The sequence below is a fragment of the Pedobacter sp. GW821-FHT01D05 genome, from assembly GCF_059422505.1.
The window spans coordinates 1,205,765-1,228,763 of record NZ_JBWKXA010000001.1 but is presented as its reverse complement, the minus strand read 5'-3'; the positions used below and the strand labels follow the sequence as shown (position 1 = coordinate 1,228,763).

The following is a 22,999-nucleotide window of genomic DNA, read 5'->3' as shown; positions in this document are numbered from 1 at the left end:
CAGGAGGGATGTTAAAATGAGGTTTCAGCGATACGTTTATAATTTTTAATTGCTTTAATAATTCCACTTACAATTTCATTTTGTCCTTCAGGAGAATTCATGTAATCTTCTTCATCTGGATTACTCACAAAACCAATTTCAGTTAACACAGCAGGCATAGCTGCACGGGCCAATACCGCAAGGCTTTTTTCTTGTACGCCTCTGTTGATCCGGCCTGCATTAACATATTCTTGTTGAAGCATTGAAGCAAACTTTAAACTCCTATCTCTATTGGTTTGTTTCATTAACGATAACATAATGTCACTCTCAGGGGTATTCGCAATAAATCCCTCATAGTTTTTCTGATAATTCTCTTCCAGAAACATCGATGCATTTTCTCGTTTGATCACCTCATCCTGCTCACCTAAGCGGCGAGTTCCCGACACGAATGTTTCTGTTCCCCTCGTTGAGGTACTTTTAGATGTAACCGTTCTATAAACAGGTACTTTTCTGCCTCTTACTTTTTTGTAATAATCTACCACTCTCGATACCCGAACCGGCATATCATTTAAGTGGATAGAAATAAATAAATCGGCCTTTGCATTATTTGCAATATTGATACGCTCGTATAAAGGAATAAATACATCCGACTCCCGGGTATAAATCACTTTGATATCTTTCAAACTATCTTGAAGCGCCCGGCCAAGGTTCAATGCTGTTTTAAGTGCCACATCTTTTTCCTTCGAGTATACCCCATGGGTTGCACCATCTTTACCGCCGTGACCGGCATCGATCACAATTGTTTTAATTTTATATTCTTGCGCAAACACCTGATTATCAATCGAATTTGATAACACTAAGTAAATAATAATTGTTAAAATGGATTTAAGATACATCAATGGTATATTTTTCACTAATTTTGAACGTTTTTGATTAAACATTTGTGCAAAAATAACATTCAAATACGAATTTGAAACTTCTTAAGAGCTCTATTTTACTAATATCTGTCATTTTATTAACACTTGTTGTTGGTAAAGCTAACGCATTTTCTCATTTTTCATTGCAACAAATCATCCGGCAAGACACAACCAAAAAGGATACGACTAAAAAGACAGGTAAAAATAATAGTAGTATCGACCAGAAAGTAGAATATAAAGCGGAGGATTCCGTAAAAATGAGTGCCGATAAAAGCATTGTGTATTTATACGGAAACGCAAGGGTTGTATACGGTGATTTTGAGCTAGATGCGGCTTATATCAAATATGATAAAAAGCAAAATTCCATATTTGCACGTGGTATTAAAGATCCGAAAACTGGTAGATATACCGGAAAACCAATCTTTAAATCGGGTGCCGATGGAACAGCCATAGCCGATTCTATTTTTTACAATTCAGAAACAACACGGGCCAAAGTATATGGTGTTTTTTCTGAACAAGAGGGAGGTTTCTTCTCTGGTGGGCAGAGTAAAAAGCAAATAGACGATGAGCTGCACATTAAAAATGTAATGTACAGTACCTGTAATCTACCGCACCCACACTTTGGATTAATGATTTCTAAAGGGGTGGTAACAGAGAAACAGATTATCACCGGACCGGTTTACATGATTATCGAAGATATCCCCACGTTTCTGGGGCTACCGTTTGCTTTTTTTCCAAAACCTAATAAACGAACATCAGGTGTAATCCTTCCCACACCAGGTGAAGATGCAACCAGAGGTTTTTTCTTGCAAAACGGTGGTTATTACCTGGGATTAAACGATTACTGGGATGCTAAACTTTTAGGCTCTATATATACCAATGGCTCTTATGAAACAAGTTTGCTGAGTAATTACACTAAAAGATATAAATACAACGGTAACATTAACTTGGCTTATTCTAGTTTTAAAGATGGTTTAGAAGGTACCGAGGCATTTAGAAACCCCACTAAAAACTTTAGTATCAATTGGAGCCATAGCCAAAATGCCAATGCCAATCCGGGTACCACATTTAGTGCAAGTGTGCGATTGGTATCTACAGGAAGAAGAGGTTATTATAAAAATACTGCAGCAGGTACCACTTACGACATTAACACCATTGCAACCAACTCAACAAGTAGTAGTATCAGTTATGCTAAGGCTTATTCGAATGGGATGAATTTCTCTTTGGCTGCATCAAGTGATCAGACTTTAAGTACAAGAGCGATATCGTTAAGGTTGCCCGAAATGACATTCAACGTACCTACATTTAACCCGTTTCGACCTAAAGATGCAGTTGGCGAGCAAAAATGGTATGAAAAAATAACGGTTGGCTATAGCTTACAGGGAACCAACAGAATTGATACTTTTGATAGTTTGTTGTTCCAAAATGATGGTTTAAAGCGATTAAGAAGTGGATTTTCGCATAGTATTCCGATAAATATGTCTTTTACTGCCTTAAAATATTTAAACTTTAGTTTGGGCGGTACCTATAATGAGGTTTGGAATTTTCAGAGTGTAAATAGAAGATATACACAGTTTGCCGATAATACCTATACTTTTAGAGAAGATACCCTCAGTGGCTTTAAAAGAGCGGGCAGCTACAGCCTATCAACCAGTATGTCGACTAAAATTTATGGCAGAAGAGATTTTAATCCGGCTGGCAAAATTCAGGCACTAAGACATGTAATGACTCCAAATGTTTCCTTCTCTTATTCTCCGGATTTTACGAAAGCAGGAGCGGGGCCTTTTAGACCTGCAATAGACCAAAATGGCAATCAAATTTATACTAGTGGACAACCTTTAAAATATTCCATTTTTGATGGTATGGCACAGCCAGGCTCTTTTGGCGGCCCTAATGCATCCATTGGTTTCGGCCTGGATAATACCGTAGAACTGAAGGTGAGGAATAAAAACGATACGACCGGAACAGGCTCAAAAAAGATCCCAATTATTCAAGGTTTGAGTTTTAGTGGTTCATATAACTTTCTAGCGCCTTCTTATAAATTATCAACCATTGGTTTTAGTGGCCGCTCGCAGTTTACCGATAAATTAGGGATAAATTATAATGGAACATTAGATCCGTATGCTTTAAAAGACACAACGGTTAACGGTCAAACCATTAAAATAAGAGAGGATCGTTTATTTTTCCAAAAGAACAAATTCCTGCCACGTTTAACCAACTTTGGGTTCTCATTCGATTATAGTTTAAACCCAGAGGCATTAAAACGTAAAAACGAGGCTAATGATAAATTAGGTGAAGCCGCCAATAAAAAAGGATTGACCGATATACAATCTGAACAATTGGCGGCAATAAGTCGTGATCCAAATGCTTTCGTTGATTTTAACATTCCCTGGAATTTCTCTTTCTCTTACAGTTTTCAATATTCGAATGACGGAAACAACAATACAATTTCGAATACACTAAACTTTAATGGCGATGTTAACTTAACACCAAAGTGGAAAGTTACTTTTAACTCCGGTTACGATTTTAAGAACAATGGCTTAACCCCAATGAATTTAGCTATTTACCGCGATTTACATTGCTGGGATATGAGTGTAAACTGGGTTCCATACGGTGCATACAAAAGTTATTCTGTTACTATAAAAGTTAAGGCATCGATATTACAGGATTTGAAATTGAGCAAAAGACAAGGTTTTTACAGCACATACCAATAAATTATGCTAGCCGAAATTATTACCATTGGTGATGAGATTCTCATTGGCCAAATCGTTGATACCAATTCTGCCTGGATGGCTAAACAGTTAAATTTAATTGGTGTTTCCGTTAAGCAGATTACTTCAGTTTCTGATGATGAGCAACATATTATTGAAGCCCTCGAACTTGCCGAAAAACGTGCAGATATTGTTTTAATTACAGGTGGACTAGGACCGACCAAAGATGATATTACCAAGAAAACCTTGGCAAAGTATTTCAATATGGGCTTTCGCAATGATCCCGGAGCATTGGAAATGGTTCGTCAGATTTTTGAAAAATACAAGCGTCCTTTATTGGATATCAATATTCAACAGGCTGATGTTCCTGATGGTTGTGAGGTTATTGTAAACAAAAATGGCACTGCGCCTTGTATGTGGTTTGAACAGAACAACACCATTTTTGTATCGATGCCAGGTGTACCTTACGAAATGATGTACCTGATGGATGACGAAATTCTACCCAGAATTACGAGCAGATTTAAGCTACCGTTTATTTTACATAAAACTATTCTTACAGCAAATATAGGCGAATCATTTCTGGCCAAAGAGATTGAGGAAATTGAAGATAGCTTGCCAGCGCACATCAAATTGGCCTATCTGCCAAAATTAGGACAAGTACGTTTGCGCTTATCGGCCAAAGGCGACAATGAAACAGTGTTACTCAAAGAGGTTGAGGTGTACGCCAAACAGATCATTTCAAAAGTAAATAAGTTTGTGGTAACCGACGAAGATATTCCTTTAGAAAAAGCGATCCTGAACCTCATGAAAAGCAAGGGTTTAACCCTATCTACGGCAGAAAGCTGTACCGGTGGGTACATAGCGCATCTGATTACGCAGCACCCGGGTTCTTCTTCGGTTTATTGGGGCGGGGCAGTAGCCTATGCGTACGAGCTTAAAGAATCTATTCTTGGTGTAAAAGAAAGTACCTTAAATACCTTTGGCGCCGTGAGCGAACAAACTGTTACAGAAATGGCCGAAGGTGCAATTAAACATTTCAAAACAGATTATGCTATTGCGGTTAGTGGCATTGCAGGTCCTGATGGCGGAACAGAAGACAAACCAGTTGGTACGGTATGGATTGCAATTTCTTCAAATCACAAAACTGTAGCTAAGTTGTTTAATTTCAGCAACAAACGTATTCAAAACATCGAACGATCTGCTGCATCGGCACTCGCCATGTTATTAAATCTCCTTAAAGAAACAGTTTAGAAAGAATAAAAACTGTATTTTTGTAGCATTACCAATATAAAATACTGTAATTTAATATGGCTCAATACGAACTATTGTTACCAAAAATGGGTGAAAGTGTTGCGGAAGCAACGGTGATTAAATGGGTAAAACAACCTGGTGATTCTATTGAATTAGATGATACCATTCTGGAGATCGCTACTGATAAGGTAGACTCTGAAGTTCCTTCTCCGGTTGCCGGTAAATTGGTAAAACAGTTATTTGCTGCAGATGAAGTTGCCCAGGTGGGCGATGTAATTGCCATTATTGAAACTGAAGGTGGAGAAACCTCAACGGTAGAAGCCCCAGTTGCAGAAAAGCCAATAGCTGAAGAAAAAATTGAAACTATTCCTGGAATTGCACAACTGCCGTCAGAAAAAACAACTGTAGCAACTGATTTCAGCACGTCTGACCGCTTTTATTCTCCTCTGGTTAAAAGTATTGCCGCACAAGAAAATATCTCGTTAGCTGAGCTTGATACCATTAAAGGCTCTGGTACTGACGGACGGTTAAATAAAGATGATCTATTAGATTATATTGCTAAGAAAAATGGTGGAGAACCGATATTAACTCAAACCGTTACTATCACAGCACCTGTTCCACCAACAAACCAACCTGCTGAAAATAAAACAAGTTCAGCACCAGTAGTAAATAAAACATCAACAACCAGTGTTAGTGGTGGCGACGAAATTATTGAGATGGATAGAATGCGTAAACTGATTGCCGATCATATGGTAATGAGTAAAACAACTTCACCGCATGTAACTTCGTTTGTTGAAGCCGACGTAACCAATATGGTTTTATGGCGCAATAAAGTAAAAAATAGCTTCGAAAAGCGTGAAAGCGAAAAAATAACCTTTACACCAATATTTGTAGAGGCAGTTGCCAAAGCGATAAAAGATTTTCCGATGATCAATGTTTCGGTTAACGGTACTCAGATTATCAAAAAGCGTGATATCAATATTGGTATGGCCGCTGCTTTACCAAGTGGAAACCTAATCGTTCCTGTAATTAGAAATGCCGATCAGTTAAATTTGGTTGGCTTAACCAAAGCAGTTAATGATTTAGCTGCAAGAGCGAGAAACTCTAAATTAAAGCCTGATGAAACGCAAGGTGGCACTTTTACGTTAACCAATGTAGGTAGTTTCGGCAATGTAATGGGCACACCGATTATCAACCAGCCCCAGGTAGCTATTTTAGCAGTAGGCGCCATTAAAAAGAAACCAGCTGTTTTAGAAACCGAACATGGTGATGTAATTGCGATCAGGCATATGATGTTCTTGTCTTTATCTTACGACCACAGGGTTGTAGATGGTTCTTTAGGGGGAATGTTTGTACGTAGAGTAGCAGATTATTTAGAAGGCTGGGATCTGAACAGGGAGATTTAACCAGTTTACAGTTAAAAGTTTACCGTTGGCTAATACCAACAATTTACCAGTTTAACAATCAAAAATGTTAGCTTCAAATTTAAAATCGATAGTTTCAGATAATGTATTGCATGCCAAATGGTTAAATACATTGTCTTATATGGAAAATGCAGGTGCAAAGAAGATTTCAGCTTCGGAGCATAAAGAAAATGTTAACCTCATTATTCTTAAACACGCTGCAGAAGAACACCGCCATGCTTATTATTTAAAAAAGCAGATTTCGAAGATTGACGGGGCACTTTGTAAAACTTACACCAATGCCGAGTTATTATCTCCAAATCATACAAAATACTATTTACATGCTTTAGATATTGCTGTTTGTCGGTATTTAAAAGCGGTATTTAACCTTTCCGGTTACGATTTAAAATTCGCGGCCTATTTATTTGTTACTTATGCGATTGAAGTGCGTGCCGATGAATTGTATCCAATTTATCAAACGGTTTTAGACGAAGCAAAAAGCAAGGTAAATGTAAAATCGATTATATTAGAAGAAGAGGGCCACTTAGAAGAAATGATGAACCAACTGGTTAGTTTTTCTGATGACTGGGAAAATCATGCAGCTGAAGTAATCAAAATCGAAAAAGCTTTGTTTGAAGGTTGGGTTGCTGCCTTAGCCGCAGAACTGCCGGTAAGTGCTTAATTGAATAATTAATTAATCAAATTTGTCATCTCGACTGAAGCACAGCTGAATGTTCCAAAGGAACTCCTTCTGAGGAGAGATCTATTATAGATTTAGCTTCGCTGAGCACTACGTGGTTCTCAACTACGTTGCATTTCTTTCGAAATGACGATTTTTCGTTAAAAACTAATCCAGCTCATCGTTGTTTCTAAATAAATACAAATATCATGGCTAAGTTTTCAGATTTAATTAATGGTGACAAACCTGTTCTTGTTGATTTTTTTGCCGAGTGGTGTGGTCCTTGTAAAATGATGAAGCCCATTTTGGAACAATTAAAATCTCAGGTTGGCGATGCTGTTTCTATCATTAAAGTAGATATTGATAAGAATCAGCCAGCTGCTTCTTCCTTTAATATTCAAGGCGTACCAACTTTAATTCTTTTTAAAAACGGAAAACAGGTATGGAGACAAAGTGGTGTTTTACAGGCATCACAGTTAAAACAGGTAATTGATGCCCACGCCTAAACTTCTACCACACTTTTAGGCGTTACTGCAAAAATGCGTTCGTTTGCTTTAGGATAAACCGTATAAAGTCCGGTAAATAAACTAAAAGCGGGCAAAACGGCGTATTCTTTACCAAAATAAAAACATGGAAATTTTAATCTTTGTTTGGCTTTGCCTACAATGGTTACACCTGGATGGATATGGCCGCTAATGGGATATAATTCTTTTTTCATACCATTTGGAGCATCATGAATAAAGCAAAATGGCCCCAGGCAAAAACTAGGTTCATGTATTTCAATATTCATCGCAGTATAATTGGCGTCTGAAAGCCTATCGTGATTTCCCTTTACCAATAAAAAATTAAGTTCCTGGTATTGTTTTCTCCATACAGAAAATTCATCAATATCGGTATTTAAACCATGATGAAACATATCTCCATTAATTAGCAATGTTTTCGGATTGTATTGGTTAATCAATAAACTCAAGCGTTGAAGATCGGTTTGGGCAATAGTAGAAGGTACCTGCAAACCGGCCTGACGGAAGTGCGCAGATTTACCCAAGTGCAGATCGCTTATGGCTAAAAGCTGATGTTTAGGTAAAAATAAAGCCCTTTCTTTATTTAAAATCAATTCTTCACCCTGGCTTATTATGTTCATTTATTTCGCTCTATTGTCTTCCTGAGCCTGTCGAAGGATTTTTTAAATTCCGACTTAGCCAAGAAGATGCATTTATTTAATTTTCTCTGATTCCGCTTTCATCCGTATAATCCGTTGCTCTAACTCTTCTGAACTCATATTTTCACGCAAGCTATCTACCTTAATTGGGAAAGACAGTGGTGTAAAACTTTTAGGATTGGTGATTACAATTGCCCCATGCTGGATTCGATCCAACGCTGCCGCCAATCTTGGCTCTTCCAGTTGTTGGTAAAAAACTTCATCGTATGCCTGTCGCAAAAGTAAATTATGTTTATCATAATCGCTAAAAACATTAAAAAACAAACCAGCAGATGACTGGAGATGCTTATTGGCCACATATTTACCAGGATAACCCTGAAAAACGAGTCCGGAAATGCAGGCAATATCTCTAAATTTTCGTCTGGCCATTTCAGTTGAATTGATGCTCAGTGTAATATCTTCGGTCAAATTTACTGGCGAAAAAACCTCGTAGGCAATCGATTCGTCCATGGGAATTTCCGTTTCACTCAAAAGTTCAAAGCCATAATCGTTCATGGCAATAGAAAAACTGATCGGCAACAATTTACTTAAACGATAGGCAACCAGGGCCGCCAAAACCTCATGTACCAAACGCCCTTCAAATGGATAGGCAAAGAGATGAAAACCTTCTTTGTTATTAATGAGTTCGATCAGTAATTCATCATTTTTGGGTACATGAGAACGTTTTTCCTGTAATAGAAACAGCGGATACACGGCATCTAATTCTTCATCCTGATGTGTTTTATCCAATGCTTCATTGTATTTCTTCCGTAAAACTGACCCTAAATTGGAAGAAAGAGGTAAGCGGCCACCATTCCAGCTTGGAGAGATCGCATTTTTCTGTTTACTAACCCTCACCACCACAGTCATATCTTTTACCTGAATAAATTCTAAAACCCTGCCGGCCAGACGGAAATTATCGCCAGCTTTTAAACGGGTAACAAAATATTCTTCAACCATACCAATATAACCTCCGGAAATAAATTTGACTTTCAGCATCGCATCACTGACGATTGTTCCAATATGCAAGCGGTGTCGCATAGCTAATTGTCTGCTCTTTACTTTCCAAAGCCCATCTTCGTCCTTAACCACTTTCTTAAATTCAGTGTAGGCACTTAAACTATCTCCTCCAGAAGTGATAAATTGCATTACCCAGTTCCATTCTTCGGGAAGGATAAGCTTAAAAGCATGGGTGTTCTTAATTTCTTCGTAAATGATTTTATCATCAAATCCGTCACCTATGGCCAATGTAACCAAATATTGAACCAAGGTATCAAATACCATAATAAAAGGCTCACGGCTCTCTATATTATTGGTTTTAGCAGCTTCTTTAATCGCTGCTGCTTCTACCAGTTCTAATGCGTGGGTAGGTAAAAAATATATTTTAGAGGTTTCGTGAGGGGAGTGGCCCGAGCGGCCTGCCCTTTGCAAAAACCGGGCAACACCCTTTGGCGAGCCTACCTGAACAACAGTATCAACAGGTTTAAAATCTACACCCAAATCTAACGATGAAGTAGCAATAACAGCTTTAAGCTGTCCGGTATGTAAAGCATCTTCAATCCAGTTACGAAGTTCAAAATCTATCGATCCATGGTGTATGGCAACCCTTCCGGCAAGTTCTGGTTCGATATTCAACAAATGCTGATACCACATTTCCGATTGTCCGCGGGTATTGATAAAAATTAATGTGGTTTTACTTTTCTCAATAATCGGTAAAAGTTTATAGGCCAGTTTTAAACCCAAGTGCCCAGCCCAGGGCAATGTTTCGATATCATCGGGTAAAATTGATTTGATTAAGATTTTCTTTTCCAAATCGGCCTTAACAATAATCCGTTTGGCCTCCATATTGGGTTCGAGTACATCCAGCGCCTCTTCAATATTACCAATAGTGGCAGAAATCCCCCAAATTCTTAAAAACTGGTTTTTCTCTAACTTTTGTAAGCCCTTAATCCGCGATACCGCCAACTCCACCAACACGCCTCGTTTGCTACCCAAAAGCTCATGCCATTCATCAGCAACAATACATTTAAGATTTTTGAACAAAGTTGAAGCGCCTTTTTGCGCCAGTAACAAGTGCAGGCTTTCCGGCGTAATCAACAAAATTTCAGGCATCGATTTTTTCTGCTGTAATTTCTCTGCCTGAGAGGTATCGCCATTACGCACACCAACGTGCCAATCCAACTCCAGCTCCAATAAGGTTTCGCGCATGGCCCTTGCAATATCTTTGGCCAAAGAGCGGAGTGGGGTAATCCAAATTAACTGTAAACGGTCTTTCGCTTTTTTATTATTGGCTTCAGTTGCATTTAGGGCCTCAATCACTACCGCTAAAAATAGAGAAAATGTTTTTCCGAAACCTGTTGGTGCATTTACCAAACCGCTGTAACCATCCAAATAATACTGCCAGGCATCTTCCTGAAACTGAAAAGGCTTGCGTTTATTGGTCTTTAGCCAGGCTTTTATCTTTTTATAACCTTTGGTTTTGGTTTGGTCCATGCTTAAATATCGCTGCTTTTGATGGTTTTCTAATTATTTTTTGAAAAGCAATAACAGTAATGCTTCGGTTACGGCAGTCCCGCCATTCGCTTTACCTTTTTTGTAATTACCGTTAAATGTTAATTTATCAGTAACAAAAAAGGGTACCGCTGCTGTCGGGTTTAAAATCGTGGGGCTGTCCAACCAAATCTATTTCCTCGGTCTGTGTCCTCACAGACTGAAGTTTTTAATTATGATAAAGATGGTCTGTGATGACACAGACCATGGAATCACATTATAAAGTAGACTGCAGCAGTTGCCTCAAATCTTCCAGCGTATTAATTTCATCAGCCTTTTTATCTTTTCTCCACCGCAATATACGCGGAAAACGCAACGCTAAACCTGCTTTATGCCGTTTACTTTCAGCAATTCCCTCAAATGCAATTTCGAAAACCAGTTCGGGTTTTACGGTACGTACCGGTCCAAATTTCTCAATTGCATTACGGGTTACAAAGGTATTTACTTCTTTAATTTCTTTATCCGTTAAGCCTGAATAGGCTTTTGCAATCGTGACTAAGTTTTCGCCATCACGAACAGCAAAGGTATAATCGGTGAAGAAATTAGCCCTTCTGCCACTTCCTTTTTGCGCATAGATCATTACCGCATCAACCGTATAGGGATTGATTTTCCATTTCCACCAATCACCCCGTTTTCGTCCACTGTGATAAAGAGAGGTTAATTTTTTAAGCATAATTCCTTCGCTGTTAATCGATCGTGATGTTTGCCTTAACTCTGCCAATTCTTCCCAAGAGCTGCAACTGATCACAGGAGATATCATTACTGCACTTTCAGCTAAACCACCAAGCAACCCCTCGAGTATTTTTCGTCTTATACTTAAAGGTTCTTCTCTAAAATCCTTGGCTTCATATTCTAAAATATCATAAACAAAAAAGCCAATGGGTGCATCATCCAATTGTTTTTTACTAATCGTTTTGCGGTTTAAACGTTGTTGCAGTGTACTAAATGATAATACCTGTTTATCCTGCACCGCCAGTATTTCGCCATCTAAAACCACACCATCAGGCAAAACATCGATCATAAAATGCAGTTCGGGGAACTGTTCTGTAACGAGTTCTTCGCCACGGCTCCAGATAAAAAGTTCTCCATTCCGTTTTACAATCTGCCCGCGAATACCATCCCATTTCCATTCGGCCTGCCATTCAGAAATATCACCCAGTTTTTCGGGTTCTTGTTCTAAAGCATAAGCGAGGCAAAAGGGATAAGGCCAGGAATTATCGGTATTCACATGGATACCATTTATCAGTTCATGAAAAGTAATTTCATAAGGATTCCATTTCCCCATAATGCTATGCATAATCTGGGCGCTATCTAAACTGCTTTGTTTAGCCAGCGCATTCACCAGCATTTTATTCGAAACACCGATTCTGAAATTCCCAGAGATCAATTTGTTAAAAATAAAACGTTCCTGTGTTTCCAGTTTATTCCATGCGCTCAGAATAAATTCTTTTTTAGTTTCATCATCTTTACCTTCCAGATCATGCAAATCTTCAATCCATTTGTGCAATTGAAAATCTGAGGTGTTTTCGGCAGGCGGCAATAACAGGGCGATGGTTTCGCTTAAATCGCCAACATTGGCATAACTTTCGCCAAATAACCATTCTGGCGTTTCGGTAATGTTTATGGCCCAATATTTAAGCAGGGCTGATTTAATTGGTCTTTTAGGTTTTTTACCGGTAAACAGTGCGATAACCCACACCTTGTCTTTATCATCAGCATGGTTAAAATAATTAACCAATGCCGCAATTTTATCGTTGGTTTTATTGCTCAGTTCGAGCTGTTGGATCAATTGGGCAAAACGTTTCATCCTTATTTATTATCGTTTTGATCAACTAGATCTACTTTATTTTCTTCATCATCTTCTTGCCCAAACTTGGTTAATACTTCAGCAGATTCTATGCCTGCATCATTTAAAAACCGACTAAAGGCAGCCGTAAAACCGTGCGTAACATATACTTTTTCTGCTCCGGTTGCAGTAATGGCTTCCATTAAGCCGGGCCAATCGGCATGATCACTCAGCGCAAAGCCGGCATCGGCACTTTGCCAACGGCGGTGTGCCCGCACCTGCATCCAACCAGAACAAATACCTGTTACGGGATGGGCTAAATTTTTGATCCACCGGCTGTCCCTCATAGCAGGCGGCACAATTACAATACCTTTCTGTAATTCATCCTTAGTAGTTTCTGGCGTAATTCTGATGGTTTCTGGAAGCTTTACACCAGCACCAATAATCACTTCATTCAGATTAGCAATACTGTTATGTACGTAAATAGGAATATCACCAGCCAAATTTTTAATCAAACGTTGTGCTTTGCCTAAACTATAGGCAATTAATACACTTGTTTTTTGCTGTATAATATTATCGCTCACCCAACTCTTAATGCCGTTAAAAACAATTTCTTGCTTTTGCCATTTGTAAACAGGTAACCCAAAAGTACTCTCAGAAACAAAAGAATGGCACTTAACAGGCTCGAAGGGTGTGGTAATGCCATCATCTTCAATTTTATAATCACCAGAGATTACACAAATTTCACCTTTATAAGCTAAACGCACCTGCGCAGATCCGATAATATGTCCGGCAGGAAAAAATGAAATATTCACTCCATTACGTGTAATGCTTTCTCCATATTCTAATGTTTCTACGTTCAAATCTTCGCTGATCCTGCGTTTGGTGATGGGCTTGGTTAAGGTATGGCAGAGATAGTATTTATTTCCAAAACGCACATGATCGCTATGTCCGTGCGTTGTAACCGCATAATCTACAGGCCACCAGGGATCTATATAAAAATCGCCCTGCTTACAGTAAATTCCTCTTTTGGTAAATTCTATTAATGCCATAGCTACTAAACAATAAATTTATTGATTAGTTTTAGATCAATATCGGCTAAATACCCGATAATTTAAATTATCGGCTAAATAGCCGATAAATAGAAATATCGGCTAATTAGCCGATATTATTTTTGAAATATGAATAATAAATTCGATATTGTAGTATGATTTGCATTATAACAGGTGACATTGTAGGCTCAAGGAAGATTAAAGATAGCTGGTTATTAAGCTTAAAAACCGCTTTAAAAATAATTTCCGATCAGAATAACAAATGGGAGATTTACCGGGGGGATAGTTTCCAGGTAGAAGTTGAGCCAGAAAATGCCATCAGGGCTGCTGCTTATCTAAAAGCATCTATCAGGGTAAATAAACCTGCAGATGTAAGGATGGGCATTGGAATTGGAGATATCAAAAACAAACGGAAAAAACTTTCTGAATCCAACGGAGATGCTTTTGTAAATTCAGGAGCGGCATTTGACAGTTTAAAACAGGCTAAGGTTAATTTAGCCATTAAAACTGATTCTGCTGATTTTGATGAGGAAATTAACGTCTTAATAAAGCTTTCGCTAATATCAATGGATAGCTGGGGAGTTGTAGCTGCCGAAATGGTAAAACTTGCCTTAGAGAACAATAACCTGTTACAAAGCGAACTGGCGGCTATTTCGGGCCGAACACAATCATCTGTAAGCGAAGCTTTAAAGCGTGCACATTATACCGAAATTATGGAAATGGATAGGCTTTACCGTAAAAAATTGAACCAAATGATTTTAAAATAATGGATATCTATTTAATCAAGCTTATCCTTGTGCATTTAATTGGAGATTTCTTTTTACAGCCAAATGCCTGGGTAAAAGATAAAGAAAGGAAAAAATTAAGATCTATAAAGCTCTATTTGCATGTGGCCATCCACATAGCTTTAATATTTATTATTTTCTTAAACTTTGGCGTTTGGAGGATAGCCCTATCAATAGGAGTGCTTCACTTTGTGATTGACGCTTTAAAATCAATCTTTCAGAACAAAAAAAATGCACGGATACTGTTTTTTGTTGACCAGGTTTTACATTTCACTTCGATAGTAGTGGTGTGGCACTTTTTTTATAAGGGAAGTTTAAACATCAGTTTTTTTAATGAAACCAAAACCTGGGTTTTAATTGCAGGAGCTTTATTTCTAACGATGCCTACATCTATTGTGATGCGGGTAATTATTGCCAAATGGCTTCCTGACAACCAACCAGACAGCCCACAGTCGCTACAAAACGCAGGTAAGTATATCGGGATACTGGAAAGAGTGCTGATTTTCTTATTTATCTTAACCAATCATTTCGAAGCTGTTGGCTTTTTACTCGCAGCCAAATCCATATTTCGGTTTGGCGATTTAAAAGAAGCACACGACCTTAAATTAACTGAATACGTACTGATCGGAACTCTATTAAGCTTTGGAATAGCCATTGTTACGGCAATGCTTATTCAAATGTTTATTGCATAAAAAAAGCAGCCCGAAAGCTGCTTTTAAATTTTTCTATCTTGCTCCCGGAGGGCAGTTTTCTTTTAAAAACTTAGTGTAAGTTAGGGATAAATGTTTGCCAGTTCCTTCGCCCTCAGAGATACTGTGGGTTCGGTTTGGATAACTCATCAATTGAAAAACCTTTCCATTTTTGATTAACTCATTAATCAGCATTTCGGCATTCTGGTAATGCACATTATCATCGCCAGTACCATGAATGTACAATAAATTGCCTTTTAAGTTTTTAGCATAAGTAATCGGAGAGCCCTTAATATAAGCCTCTTTACTTGGGAAAGGGGTGCCCATATAACGTTCCTGATAAACATTATCGTAGGTTAACTGATTACCAACCGCTGCAATTGCGATACCTGTTTTATAAATTTCAGGATATTGGAACATCAGGTTTAAAGTAGATGAACCGCCACCACTCCAGCCCCAAACAGCAACACGGTCTTTATCCATAAAGGCATTAGTAGCCAAAAGTTTTTTAGCGGCCATTGCCTGATCGCGGATATTGATCACCCCAATATTTTTATAAATACTTTTGCGCCACGTACTCCCTTTTGGAAGAGGGGCACCTCTATTATCCATTGAAATATAGATATAACCATCTTTGGCCATATCACCGGCATATAAACCGTTTCTTCCTGCACCATAAGTATCTAATGCTGTAGCTGAAGCAGGCTCACCATAAACATAAAATACTACAGGGTATTTCTTATCCGGATTAAAATTATCAGGTTTTTTCATCCAACCGTCCATTTCAATACCATCTTCAGTAGTTACTTTAAAAAACTCAACTTTGTTTTTAGTTGCCGCTTGCTTAGCTAATTGTGTAGTAATGCTCCCGTCCATTGTAAATGGATTCCCGGTAGTAAAGTTCATCCACTCTTTAATTGGCTCAACAAGCGAACTGTTATATGAATGGCGGGCAAAAGCAGCATTTGGAGAAATATCGTAATTGTGTGTTCCTGGTAAAACCGAAGGTGTAACCTGTTCTAATTTACCTTTTCCATCTAATTTGGTTTTAAAAAGATATTTCTGAGTGGCATTTATTGGTGATGCCAGAAAATAGACCATGTTGTTTTTTACATCGATCAATTTTACATCAATCACATCATAATTGCCTTTCGTAACCAGCGTTTCTTTTTTTCCATCCAAACTGATTCTATACAAGTGGTTCCAACCATCCTTTTCAGATACAATGGTAAACTCTTTATTATCATTTAACCATTTCCACTCATCCTGTGCATCAATCCAGGCTTTAGCTTTTTCGGTATAAACTGCTTTTGCCGATCCTGTAGCTGCATTACAGATAAATACTATACTTTCGTTCTGCTCGCGGTTAAGCTGTTGTAAAATAATGTTGTTACTGTTAGGTACCCACTGCATACGTGGAATATAGTGCTGAATATTATCTCCAGGAACATTTAACCAGTTCGTTTTGGCTGTTGCAATATCAACCACACCAACTTTACAAGCCGACGGATTTTCGCCCACCTTTGGATATTCTACAGGAATGGTATACGGATAAATAGAATCTGTATTATTGATCATCAAGAAATTTTTGATCTTGGTTGCATCAAGCTGCCAATAAGCAATAGATTTGCCATCCGGACTCCATCTAAAACCATCACGACAATCAAATTCTTCCTCATAAACCCAATCGAAAGTACCGTTAATCATTCGGTCTGTGCCATCAGTGGTTAAGGCTTTTGCACCAGTTCCATCGATGTTTTCTACATATAGGTTATGTTTGCTTACATAAGCAACCTTGCTGCCATCAGGCGATAACTTAGCAAACATCAGTGATGAAGCTGGCCTATCTTTTCCAATTTGAGTGATTTTATTGGAAGTTAAATCGGCCAACCAATAATCACCACGGGTATCGTAACGCCAAACTTTTTTACTATTGGTGTAAATTAGTGCTTTAGAACCATCTTCTGATAACTGGAAACTTCTTACTCTAATAGCATCGCTTTTTCCAGCTGGCGTTAATAATGCGCTTGATATAATGGTTTTTCGGTCGTTTTTAGGTAGTGTAATAGAACTGATTTCACCATTTTTGGTAACCTCATAATAGGAATTTCCATCTTTTGCCCAATTGATATTTTGAGCTTTTGCATCAATTAGCGTGCATAATGCTATACAAGCAATTGATAATCTTAATAATAATCTTTTAATCATATATAGTTTTTGGACATAAAAAAAGCTTTTCAACTTTCGGGCTAATTTAAATAAAAAGCCTGCAGTTAAAAAGCTGTAAATTATCTGGAATTGGTTAATTATTCACCACCACCTTGCATGGCTTTCAATTCATCCATAGTTACTACGTCGTAACCTGTAGGGATTTCAGTGCTAATGGCACCTACTTTAGCTTCAGAAAGAGATTTTAGAAGCAGATCTGAATTTACGCCATTAATTACTGCCGAATATTTTACAGGAAGTGCTCCCAGGCCTTTAAAGAAACCACCATTTGTAATTGCAGCAATATCAATATCTTTAGTTGCCCATAATTCATGCGCTCCACCTTTGTCATCTTTGTAGGTGTATTTTTCAGCACTAAATCCAGCTATTGTCTGTTTTTCACCAGTTGCTTTATAATCAGAATATTTTGGCAATAAAGCTTCTTGCGCTTCTGTTTCTGCTTTGCTCACCTTTACCGCAAACTGTTTTTGAGCTACCGGAACGTCAATTAATAATAATCCGGTTTTATCTGCCGTGTTTGAAATGATGTTAACCATAGCAGGGCCATTTTCAATTTCTATTTTGGTTAAGTTACCATTAAATTTAGTTTTAACATCGGTTGTTGTACCATTAGCAGTTACTGCAAATACCAAAGTACCTTCAGCAATTTTCTTTTGTGCATGGGCAATTATAGCAGTACTTACTAAGATTAAAGCTACAACGCTGGTTTTGATTGATTTGAACATGTTTTTATTTCAGTTTAGTTTTTTACCAATTAATTTTTTCTTTGTTTAAAAATGAAGAGATTCCTTTTTTAAAATCTTCACTCTCTCTTACACGAGCATTTATCTGTACCGCAGTTTCCAAGCATTTTTCCAATAGGGGATTGGTTGTTTGCGTAATCAGTTGTTTAGTAATCATTAACGAATTACCAGAGGTCCCGTTACACAAATTTAGTGCAAATTCTCTTACCATTTGATGAATATCGGATGAATTTGTTACAAAATTTATCAAATTATATTTCAATGCCTGCTCAGCAGAAAAGATTTTTCCAGTTAGTAAAATTTCCTTGATGATAGATTCGCTCACTTTTTGTTTTAAAAAACAAGAAACAATAGCAGGTACAAAACCAATTTTCACTTCAGTATACCCAAAATTACTTTCTGGGGTAGCAAAAACAATATCACATATCGTGGCCAAACCACAGCCACCGGCAATGGCATGACCTTCTACCTGTGCAATAACGACTTTTGGTAAATAATAAATGGTTGTAAAGAGTTTTTTTAGATGATTGGAATCGGCTACATTTTCTTCAAATGTATTGTGCTGTAATTGCTGAAGATAGGCTAAATCAGCACCAGCACTAAAAGTATCCCCATTTGCTTTCAATATGACCACTTTTACCAGGTCATCTTCAGATGCATTTATAAATGCGGAAGTTAATTCAGCGATAAGCTGGGGGTTTAGCGCATTTCTTTTTTCAGGTCTATTGATAGTTATCGTTGCTATTCTTTCAGCAACCTGATATAAAACCAGATTTTCCATGTTATTGGGTTAGTTGCACCAAATATGCTTTATTTTTCTTTAAAACATGTACATCTATATCATTATTCTCCATATACTTCTTTAAGATCTCAATTTTATAATCTTTATTAGTAGCATCGATTATTGCGGTTTTATATTTTATATCAAGCCCCATTTTGGCTAAATTAAATTTAGTATTCCCACTTAACCAGATACTTGAAAAGGTAGCATTTCCATTTATATTTTTATCGTTCAGGTTTTCATCAATCAGCAGTACCTTATAATTAAAAAAGGCAATTTGGCTGTTCTTTAATACCAACTGCCCTAAAACAGTATCTTTGTTAAAACGAATAAAATGTATTTTGTCTACCTGTAATTGCGTTAATGCCGGCACAACAGAAAAATTATAATTTTTATCTCCAGCGCTTAAATCTGAAACCAAAACAGCTTCTTTTCCATTAATAAAAGCAGCCGCATAGTTTTTTCTCAATGAAAAGAAAATAATTTTCTTTTGATGGAAAGCGTTTAGGTCATGGTGTACAACCAAAAGTTGATAGCAAACAAATAACATTAAAGAAGAAAACAAAAGTCGTTTGTTAAATTTCGTCAGGGCATAAATAAACAATCCGAGCGATAGGCTCAACAATACAAATTCAGGCAAATCAATCCATATTGATGATAAACTGGCATATGGTAAGTTGGCTATCCATTTTAGTACGGCATTTGTAAAATTTATTATCCATTCGAAAACTGCCGCTAAAAACCTGAATGCCGGAATCAATACTGCAATTCCTAAATACATCATTAACCCCAATGGGATGGTGATAAAAAGATTCGCAAAAAGGAAGTAGAGTGGAAATTGGTGGAAATAATAAATACTTAACGGAAACGTGACCACTTGCGCGGCTAAAGACATAGCTGTGAAACTCCATAATTTATCGAGCCAAATGCATTCAGTATAAAGAAGATTGTAAATTTTGGGCTGAAGATAAATTAGTCCGAATACAGCCAGATAAGAAAGCTGAAACCCAACATCTAAAATTAAAAATGGATTGTAAACCAGCTGACAAAATGCTGAAAATGCCAAAACATTATAACTATTGGTTTGCTTCGATAAAACATTAGCTGTAATTAGAATGCTGATCATTACAGCCGCCCGAACAACAGAAGGTGATAATCCTGTTAACAAAGCATATCCCCAAATCAAAGTACAGACTAACAAAAGCTTCACAATCCTTAGTGCCCGATTTTTGTTCAAAAAGAAGAACAAAAAATCCAAAACGACATAAATGATGGCTACATGTGCTCCTGATACAGATAAAGCATGAATGGTTCCGGTTTTGGAATAGGCCGATAAAGTTTCTTTGCTTAAATCAGCACGGTAGCCTAAAATGAGGGTAGAGGCTACCGCAAAAGCTTCGTTACTTTTAATCAGGCTTCGGTATTTGGCTACCTGCTTTTCTCTTATGTTTAAAGCCATCTTTATAATGGGATTACCAATGTTGTTTTTGTTGCTAACGATATGGTCCTGATCTACAAAAGCCTGATGATAAATATTCTGACTGCCCAGCCAGGCTTTAAAATCAAATTCTGCAGGATTATATGGAGGCTCTATTTCGGTATATGTAGCTGGGATCATAATTTCGTCGCCATACTTTAATTTAATAGGCCTTATACTATCTAATTTTATGGAAAGAAGCATCTGCCCCGATAATCTGATCTGTTTGCCTTCTTGATATCCCGATACTACCTTTGCTTTAAAACGTATGATATTGCTACTTTTCTGAGGTTCATTGTTCACCCAAACTTTTAAATAGCTACACTGCGTTTTTGCAAAGTAATTTTGGTTTAAACTTTCGTTATGGAGCAAGCAAAGTAAACCGCCAAGGCTGAGGAAAAGTATAAAAATTAAAATACCAACAGCTCCCTTGTAACGGTACACATTTAATTTTTTATAAATAATATTCAACAATAAAATGCTCAATAAAAGAACAAGAACGACCGAGGTCAACATTTGAATATATACGCTTTTTGGAGAAAAATAAAAAACGCAGATACCTAAAAGAAAAGGGAACAGGATCCTGACAAAAACATATTCTGACTTAAACATTGTTTAAAATTGATAGCGTACCTGAATTTTAACTTCCGATTTTTTATTGCCCTTAATTTCATCCAGGTAAGTACCTACTGTTTCTACGTCCTTATAAACAAACAACCCATATCGAGCCCAAACATTTAGCTTCTTAGCTATACGGTATTTCAGGTTAAAATAAGTCCTGAAACCTCTTCCATTATACATTCCAAAAGCAAAACTGTACAAAACATCATCTTCATAGGCATAAATTCTGCTGTTATAACTTGGGGTGTTGAAATAGGCAAATCTTACATTTCCGGTTAGCTTAGCGAACATTGGTGAATAATCTACATCCTGATAAACGAGGTATCCAAATTCTCTATTGGCACTACCTTTTTTATATTGAGAAATCTCTAGCCTGTTTTGGAAGTGCCAATTATTATTCAATTGCCAGCTTGCCTCTGCCCGATATCCCGCTCTTTTTACAAGGTCTAAAAAGTTAACAGGAACATCCAAATCCGTATTTTGTTGTTTATGTTCTGTTTTAAATCTGACTAAAACTTTAAAGGTTTTGCTTGGTGTGTAAACGGCCTGGGTTAAAATCTCGTAACCTTTTGACGGCTCATCAACACGGTATTTTAACCACGGGAACCGAAAATAATCACCATAGAAAGAAAAGGCCCAGTGTTTATTTGGGTTAATATTTAAGCCCGCATACAATCCTTTTTCATTTACCGCTTCGCTCGATTCGGATACCGCCTGATTAAAGAAACTATGATAATCTTTAGCATAATCGCGATAAGTTAGCGCAGCCGAAACTGTTGGCGATAAACTGATGAGGACACCGTTAATGTAGGCAAGGCCACCACCTAAGCCTTTGGCGGCCTCGCCATAGAGGTACATATTTTTATAGGTATAATTATAAAACAAACCCAAACTGGTTAAGGCTGTACCTGTGAAACTATATCGATCGTAAGCTGCTGTTTGTGTAATAAAACGGTTCTTATAATGAGTATGATAAGCAATTGCGCCAACAGCAAATTCGTTTTTGGCATATTGAACCGTAGTACCAAATACGCTTTGCGCTAAAACACCTTTATTCTTAATCTCAGTAGGAGTTCTATGTAAACCGGTTTGATTAATGGTGGCCTGAACTAAGTTTCCTTCCGAATTTAACTTTTGGCTGGCATCAAGATTGCGGAACGAAACAAAAGGGGTAATGTCGACATTTTTAAATAAGTTAATCGTTGCAGCGCTTCCTCTAAAAAAAGAGTATTCGTTAGTGGAGTTATAAGGCCTTAAACCTAAATCTTTTTTAGCTACGCTGGTTACATCAGGACCTTTGCCAAAAGAAAAACCCGACCATAATGTTAAGCCCTGTCCAAATTGTAAGGTATAATCGCCAACTACCAGTTTTTTTAGCTTACCCAATTTAAATAGTGCGATATTACCCGAATAAAAATCGAAAGGCTTGCCTATAAATTTTTCACCAGCATCTTTATCTAAAGTTATAGCTGCAGACAAAATTGAGCTATATTGATATCGATAACGCAGCTGAACTCTCTCCGGCGAACCTAAATACCGGTTCCCAGGTAAATCGGTATAACCTCTTTGTTTTTGTAAGGTCTGTGCAAAGCGCATCATCAAATCATTTTCACCAGTACCTATAATGTTTTTAAAATTGAGCTGCTGGTATTCAGCGATATTGGTCAATCTTATAAATGGGAGGAGATTATGCACGGTTTTAATATCAAAACCATCAATACTTTGTAATTCCAGCACATCTGTAAGCTGACCATTTTCCTTTAGGTGTGTAAAGAAATTAGCGATCTGCAAGGGAGACAGGAAAACCAAAGTTTTTAATTCTTCAACTGAAGTACGGTTCAGATTAATTGGATGTTTACGATATTTCTCCAATACATCAATCAGTTCGGTCATATCGTAATCATCCGGGAGGTTTTCCGCCATACTCTCCAAAATATCACGTGTATCTGTTTCCCCAGTATTGACTTGAGCATTTGCCGTGAATCCAATCATTACAAATGCAACAATTAAGCGCTTAAACTGCATAGCTACCTCCCGTTAGAAATTTACGATAAAGGTTAACAGCCCATGCAGTTACCGTTTCTCGGTTAGGGGTCAATGCAATTCTAAAAGGATCTGCTCGCAGAAAGAAATGATTAACTTTTGCAG

At 37.5% G+C, this 22,999-nt stretch carries 17 protein-coding genes; 7 read left to right on the top strand and 10 right to left on the bottom strand.

Annotation, left to right across the window (positions count from 1 at the left end):
* Positions 1-11: 11 nt before the first annotated feature.
* The gene (locus AC07VK_RS05005) at positions 12-875 is read right to left on the bottom strand and encodes an N-acetylmuramoyl-L-alanine amidase family protein (protein WP_492953553.1); all 864 of its coding nucleotides are present in this window, start codon (positions 873-875) and stop codon (positions 12-14) included.
* Positions 876-1,039: 164 nt separating this feature from the next.
* Between AC07VK_RS05005 and AC07VK_RS05000 the strand changes: the two genes are divergently transcribed.
* From AC07VK_RS05000 to trxA, 5 genes are all read left to right on the top strand, one after another.
* The gene (locus AC07VK_RS05000; protein WP_492953552.1) at positions 1,040-3,610 is read left to right on the top strand and encodes a putative LPS assembly protein LptD; all 2,571 of its coding nucleotides are present in this window, start codon (positions 1,040-1,042) and stop codon (positions 3,608-3,610) included.
* A gap of 3 nt (positions 3,611-3,613) precedes the next feature.
* A complete protein-coding gene (locus AC07VK_RS04995) occupies positions 3,614-4,858 on the top strand; it encodes a competence/damage-inducible protein A (protein WP_492958776.1) in 1,245 nt (414 codons plus the stop codon).
* 56 nt (positions 4,859-4,914) lie between these two features.
* Positions 4,915-6,264 (top strand): dihydrolipoamide acetyltransferase family protein, encoded by a 1,350-nt coding sequence (locus tag AC07VK_RS04990; protein WP_492958774.1) that lies wholly within the window; start codon positions 4,915-4,917, stop codon positions 6,262-6,264.
* 64 nt (positions 6,265-6,328) lie between these two features.
* The gene (locus tag AC07VK_RS04985; RefSeq protein WP_492958772.1) at positions 6,329-6,943 is read left to right on the top strand and encodes a hypothetical protein; all 615 of its coding nucleotides are present in this window, start codon (positions 6,329-6,331) and stop codon (positions 6,941-6,943) included.
* 206 nt (positions 6,944-7,149) lie between these two features.
* Positions 7,150-7,446, top strand: a complete 297-nt coding sequence (trxA, locus tag AC07VK_RS04980; RefSeq protein ID WP_057934223.1) for a thioredoxin — start codon at positions 7,150-7,152, stop codon at positions 7,444-7,446.
* On the opposite strand, the gene pdeM is transcribed toward trxA, so the two are convergent.
* The 4 genes from pdeM to AC07VK_RS04960 all read right to left on the bottom strand — a co-directional run bounded on the left by pdeM (position 7,443) and on the right by AC07VK_RS04960 (position 13,526).
* Positions 7,443-8,081, bottom strand: a complete 639-nt coding sequence (pdeM, locus tag AC07VK_RS04975; RefSeq protein WP_492958770.1) for a ligase-associated DNA damage response endonuclease PdeM — start codon at positions 8,079-8,081, stop codon at positions 7,443-7,445. The two genes, trxA and pdeM, sit on opposite strands and share 4 nt — an antisense overlap.
* 72 nt (positions 8,082-8,153) lie before the next feature.
* The gene (locus tag AC07VK_RS04970) at positions 8,154-10,631 is read right to left on the bottom strand and encodes a ligase-associated DNA damage response DEXH box helicase (RefSeq protein ID WP_492958768.1); all 2,478 of its coding nucleotides are present in this window, start codon (positions 10,629-10,631) and stop codon (positions 8,154-8,156) included.
* Positions 10,632-10,905: 274 nt separating this feature from the next.
* On the bottom strand, positions 10,906-12,495 hold the full coding sequence (locus AC07VK_RS04965) for an ATP-dependent DNA ligase (protein ID WP_492958766.1): 1,590 nt from the start codon (positions 12,493-12,495) through the stop codon (positions 10,906-10,908).
* 2 nt (positions 12,496-12,497) lie between these two features.
* Entirely contained in the window at positions 12,498-13,526 is a 1,029-nt protein-coding gene (locus tag AC07VK_RS04960) for a ligase-associated DNA damage response exonuclease (RefSeq protein WP_492958764.1), read from the bottom strand.
* A 155-nt stretch (positions 13,527-13,681) separates the two neighbouring features.
* On the opposite strand from AC07VK_RS04960, the gene AC07VK_RS04955 reads away from it, so the two are divergent.
* Positions 13,682-14,293 (top strand): SatD family protein, encoded by a 612-nt coding sequence (locus tag AC07VK_RS04955; protein ID WP_492958762.1) that lies wholly within the window; start codon positions 13,682-13,684, stop codon positions 14,291-14,293.
* On the top strand, positions 14,293-15,003 hold the full coding sequence (locus AC07VK_RS04950) for a DUF3307 domain-containing protein (RefSeq protein WP_492953543.1): 711 nt from the start codon (positions 14,293-14,295) through the stop codon (positions 15,001-15,003). Before AC07VK_RS04955 ends, AC07VK_RS04950 begins: the two co-directional genes overlap by 1 nt.
* Before the next feature lie 33 nt (positions 15,004-15,036).
* On the opposite strand, the gene AC07VK_RS04945 is transcribed toward AC07VK_RS04950, so the two are convergent.
* The 5 genes from AC07VK_RS04945 to AC07VK_RS04925 form a co-directional block, all read right to left on the bottom strand.
* Positions 15,037-17,208: a S9 family peptidase gene (locus AC07VK_RS04945; RefSeq protein ID WP_492953542.1), complete on the bottom strand. Its 2,172-nt coding sequence runs from the start codon at positions 17,206-17,208 to the stop codon at positions 15,037-15,039.
* Positions 17,209-17,306: 98 nt separating this feature from the next.
* Entirely contained in the window at positions 17,307-17,954 is a 648-nt protein-coding gene (locus tag AC07VK_RS04940) for a DUF4412 domain-containing protein (RefSeq protein WP_492958760.1), read from the bottom strand.
* Between the two features lie 22 nt (positions 17,955-17,976).
* Complete coding sequence (locus tag AC07VK_RS04935; protein ID WP_492958758.1) at positions 17,977-18,753, bottom strand: enoyl-CoA hydratase/isomerase family protein; 777 nt, start codon at positions 18,751-18,753, stop codon at positions 17,977-17,979.
* A gap of 1 nt (position 18,754) precedes the next feature.
* A complete protein-coding gene (locus AC07VK_RS04930; protein ID WP_492958756.1) occupies positions 18,755-20,842 on the bottom strand; it encodes a ComEC/Rec2 family competence protein in 2,088 nt (695 codons plus the stop codon).
* 3 nt (positions 20,843-20,845) lie between these two features.
* Entirely contained in the window at positions 20,846-22,843 is a 1,998-nt protein-coding gene (locus AC07VK_RS04925; protein WP_494939782.1) for a helix-hairpin-helix domain-containing protein, read from the bottom strand.
* Positions 22,844-22,999: the final 156 nt, after the last annotated feature.

Coding starts and splice junctions, on each gene's coding strand:
- AC07VK_RS04940 (WP_492958760.1), bottom strand. CDS start 17,954: ATGTTCAAATCAATCAAAACCAGCGTTGTAGCTTTAATCTTAGTAAGT.
- AC07VK_RS04945 (WP_492953542.1), bottom strand. CDS start 17,208: ATGATTAAAAGATTATTATTAAGATTATCAATTGCTTGTATAGCATTA.
- AC07VK_RS04965 (WP_492958766.1), bottom strand. CDS start 12,495: ATGAAACGTTTTGCCCAATTGATCCAACAGCTCGAACTGAGCAATAAA.
- AC07VK_RS05005 (WP_492953553.1), bottom strand. CDS start 875: ATGTATCTTAAATCCATTTTAACAATTATTATTTACTTAGTGTTATCA.
- AC07VK_RS04950 (WP_492953543.1), top strand. CDS start 14,293: ATGGATATCTATTTAATCAAGCTTATCCTTGTGCATTTAATTGGAGAT.
- AC07VK_RS04935 (WP_492958758.1), bottom strand. CDS start 18,753: ATGGAAAATCTGGTTTTATATCAGGTTGCTGAAAGAATAGCAACGATA.
- AC07VK_RS04990 (WP_492958774.1), top strand. CDS start 4,915: ATGGCTCAATACGAACTATTGTTACCAAAAATGGGTGAAAGTGTTGCG.
- AC07VK_RS04955 (WP_492958762.1), top strand. CDS start 13,682: ATGATTTGCATTATAACAGGTGACATTGTAGGCTCAAGGAAGATTAAA.
- AC07VK_RS04970 (WP_492958768.1), bottom strand. CDS start 10,631: ATGGACCAAACCAAAACCAAAGGTTATAAAAAGATAAAAGCCTGGCTA.
- pdeM (WP_492958770.1), bottom strand. CDS start 8,081: ATGAACATAATAAGCCAGGGTGAAGAATTGATTTTAAATAAAGAAAGG.
- trxA (WP_057934223.1), top strand. CDS start 7,150: ATGGCTAAGTTTTCAGATTTAATTAATGGTGACAAACCTGTTCTTGTT.
- AC07VK_RS04960 (WP_492958764.1), bottom strand. CDS start 13,526: ATGGCATTAATAGAATTTACCAAAAGAGGAATTTACTGTAAGCAGGGC.
- AC07VK_RS04995 (WP_492958776.1), top strand. CDS start 3,614: ATGCTAGCCGAAATTATTACCATTGGTGATGAGATTCTCATTGGCCAA.
- AC07VK_RS04985 (WP_492958772.1), top strand. CDS start 6,329: ATGTTAGCTTCAAATTTAAAATCGATAGTTTCAGATAATGTATTGCAT.
- AC07VK_RS04930 (WP_492958756.1), bottom strand. CDS start 20,842: ATGTTTAAGTCAGAATATGTTTTTGTCAGGATCCTGTTCCCTTTTCTT.
- AC07VK_RS04925 (WP_494939782.1), bottom strand. CDS start 22,843: ATGATTGGATTCACGGCAAATGCTCAAGTCAATACTGGGGAAACAGAT.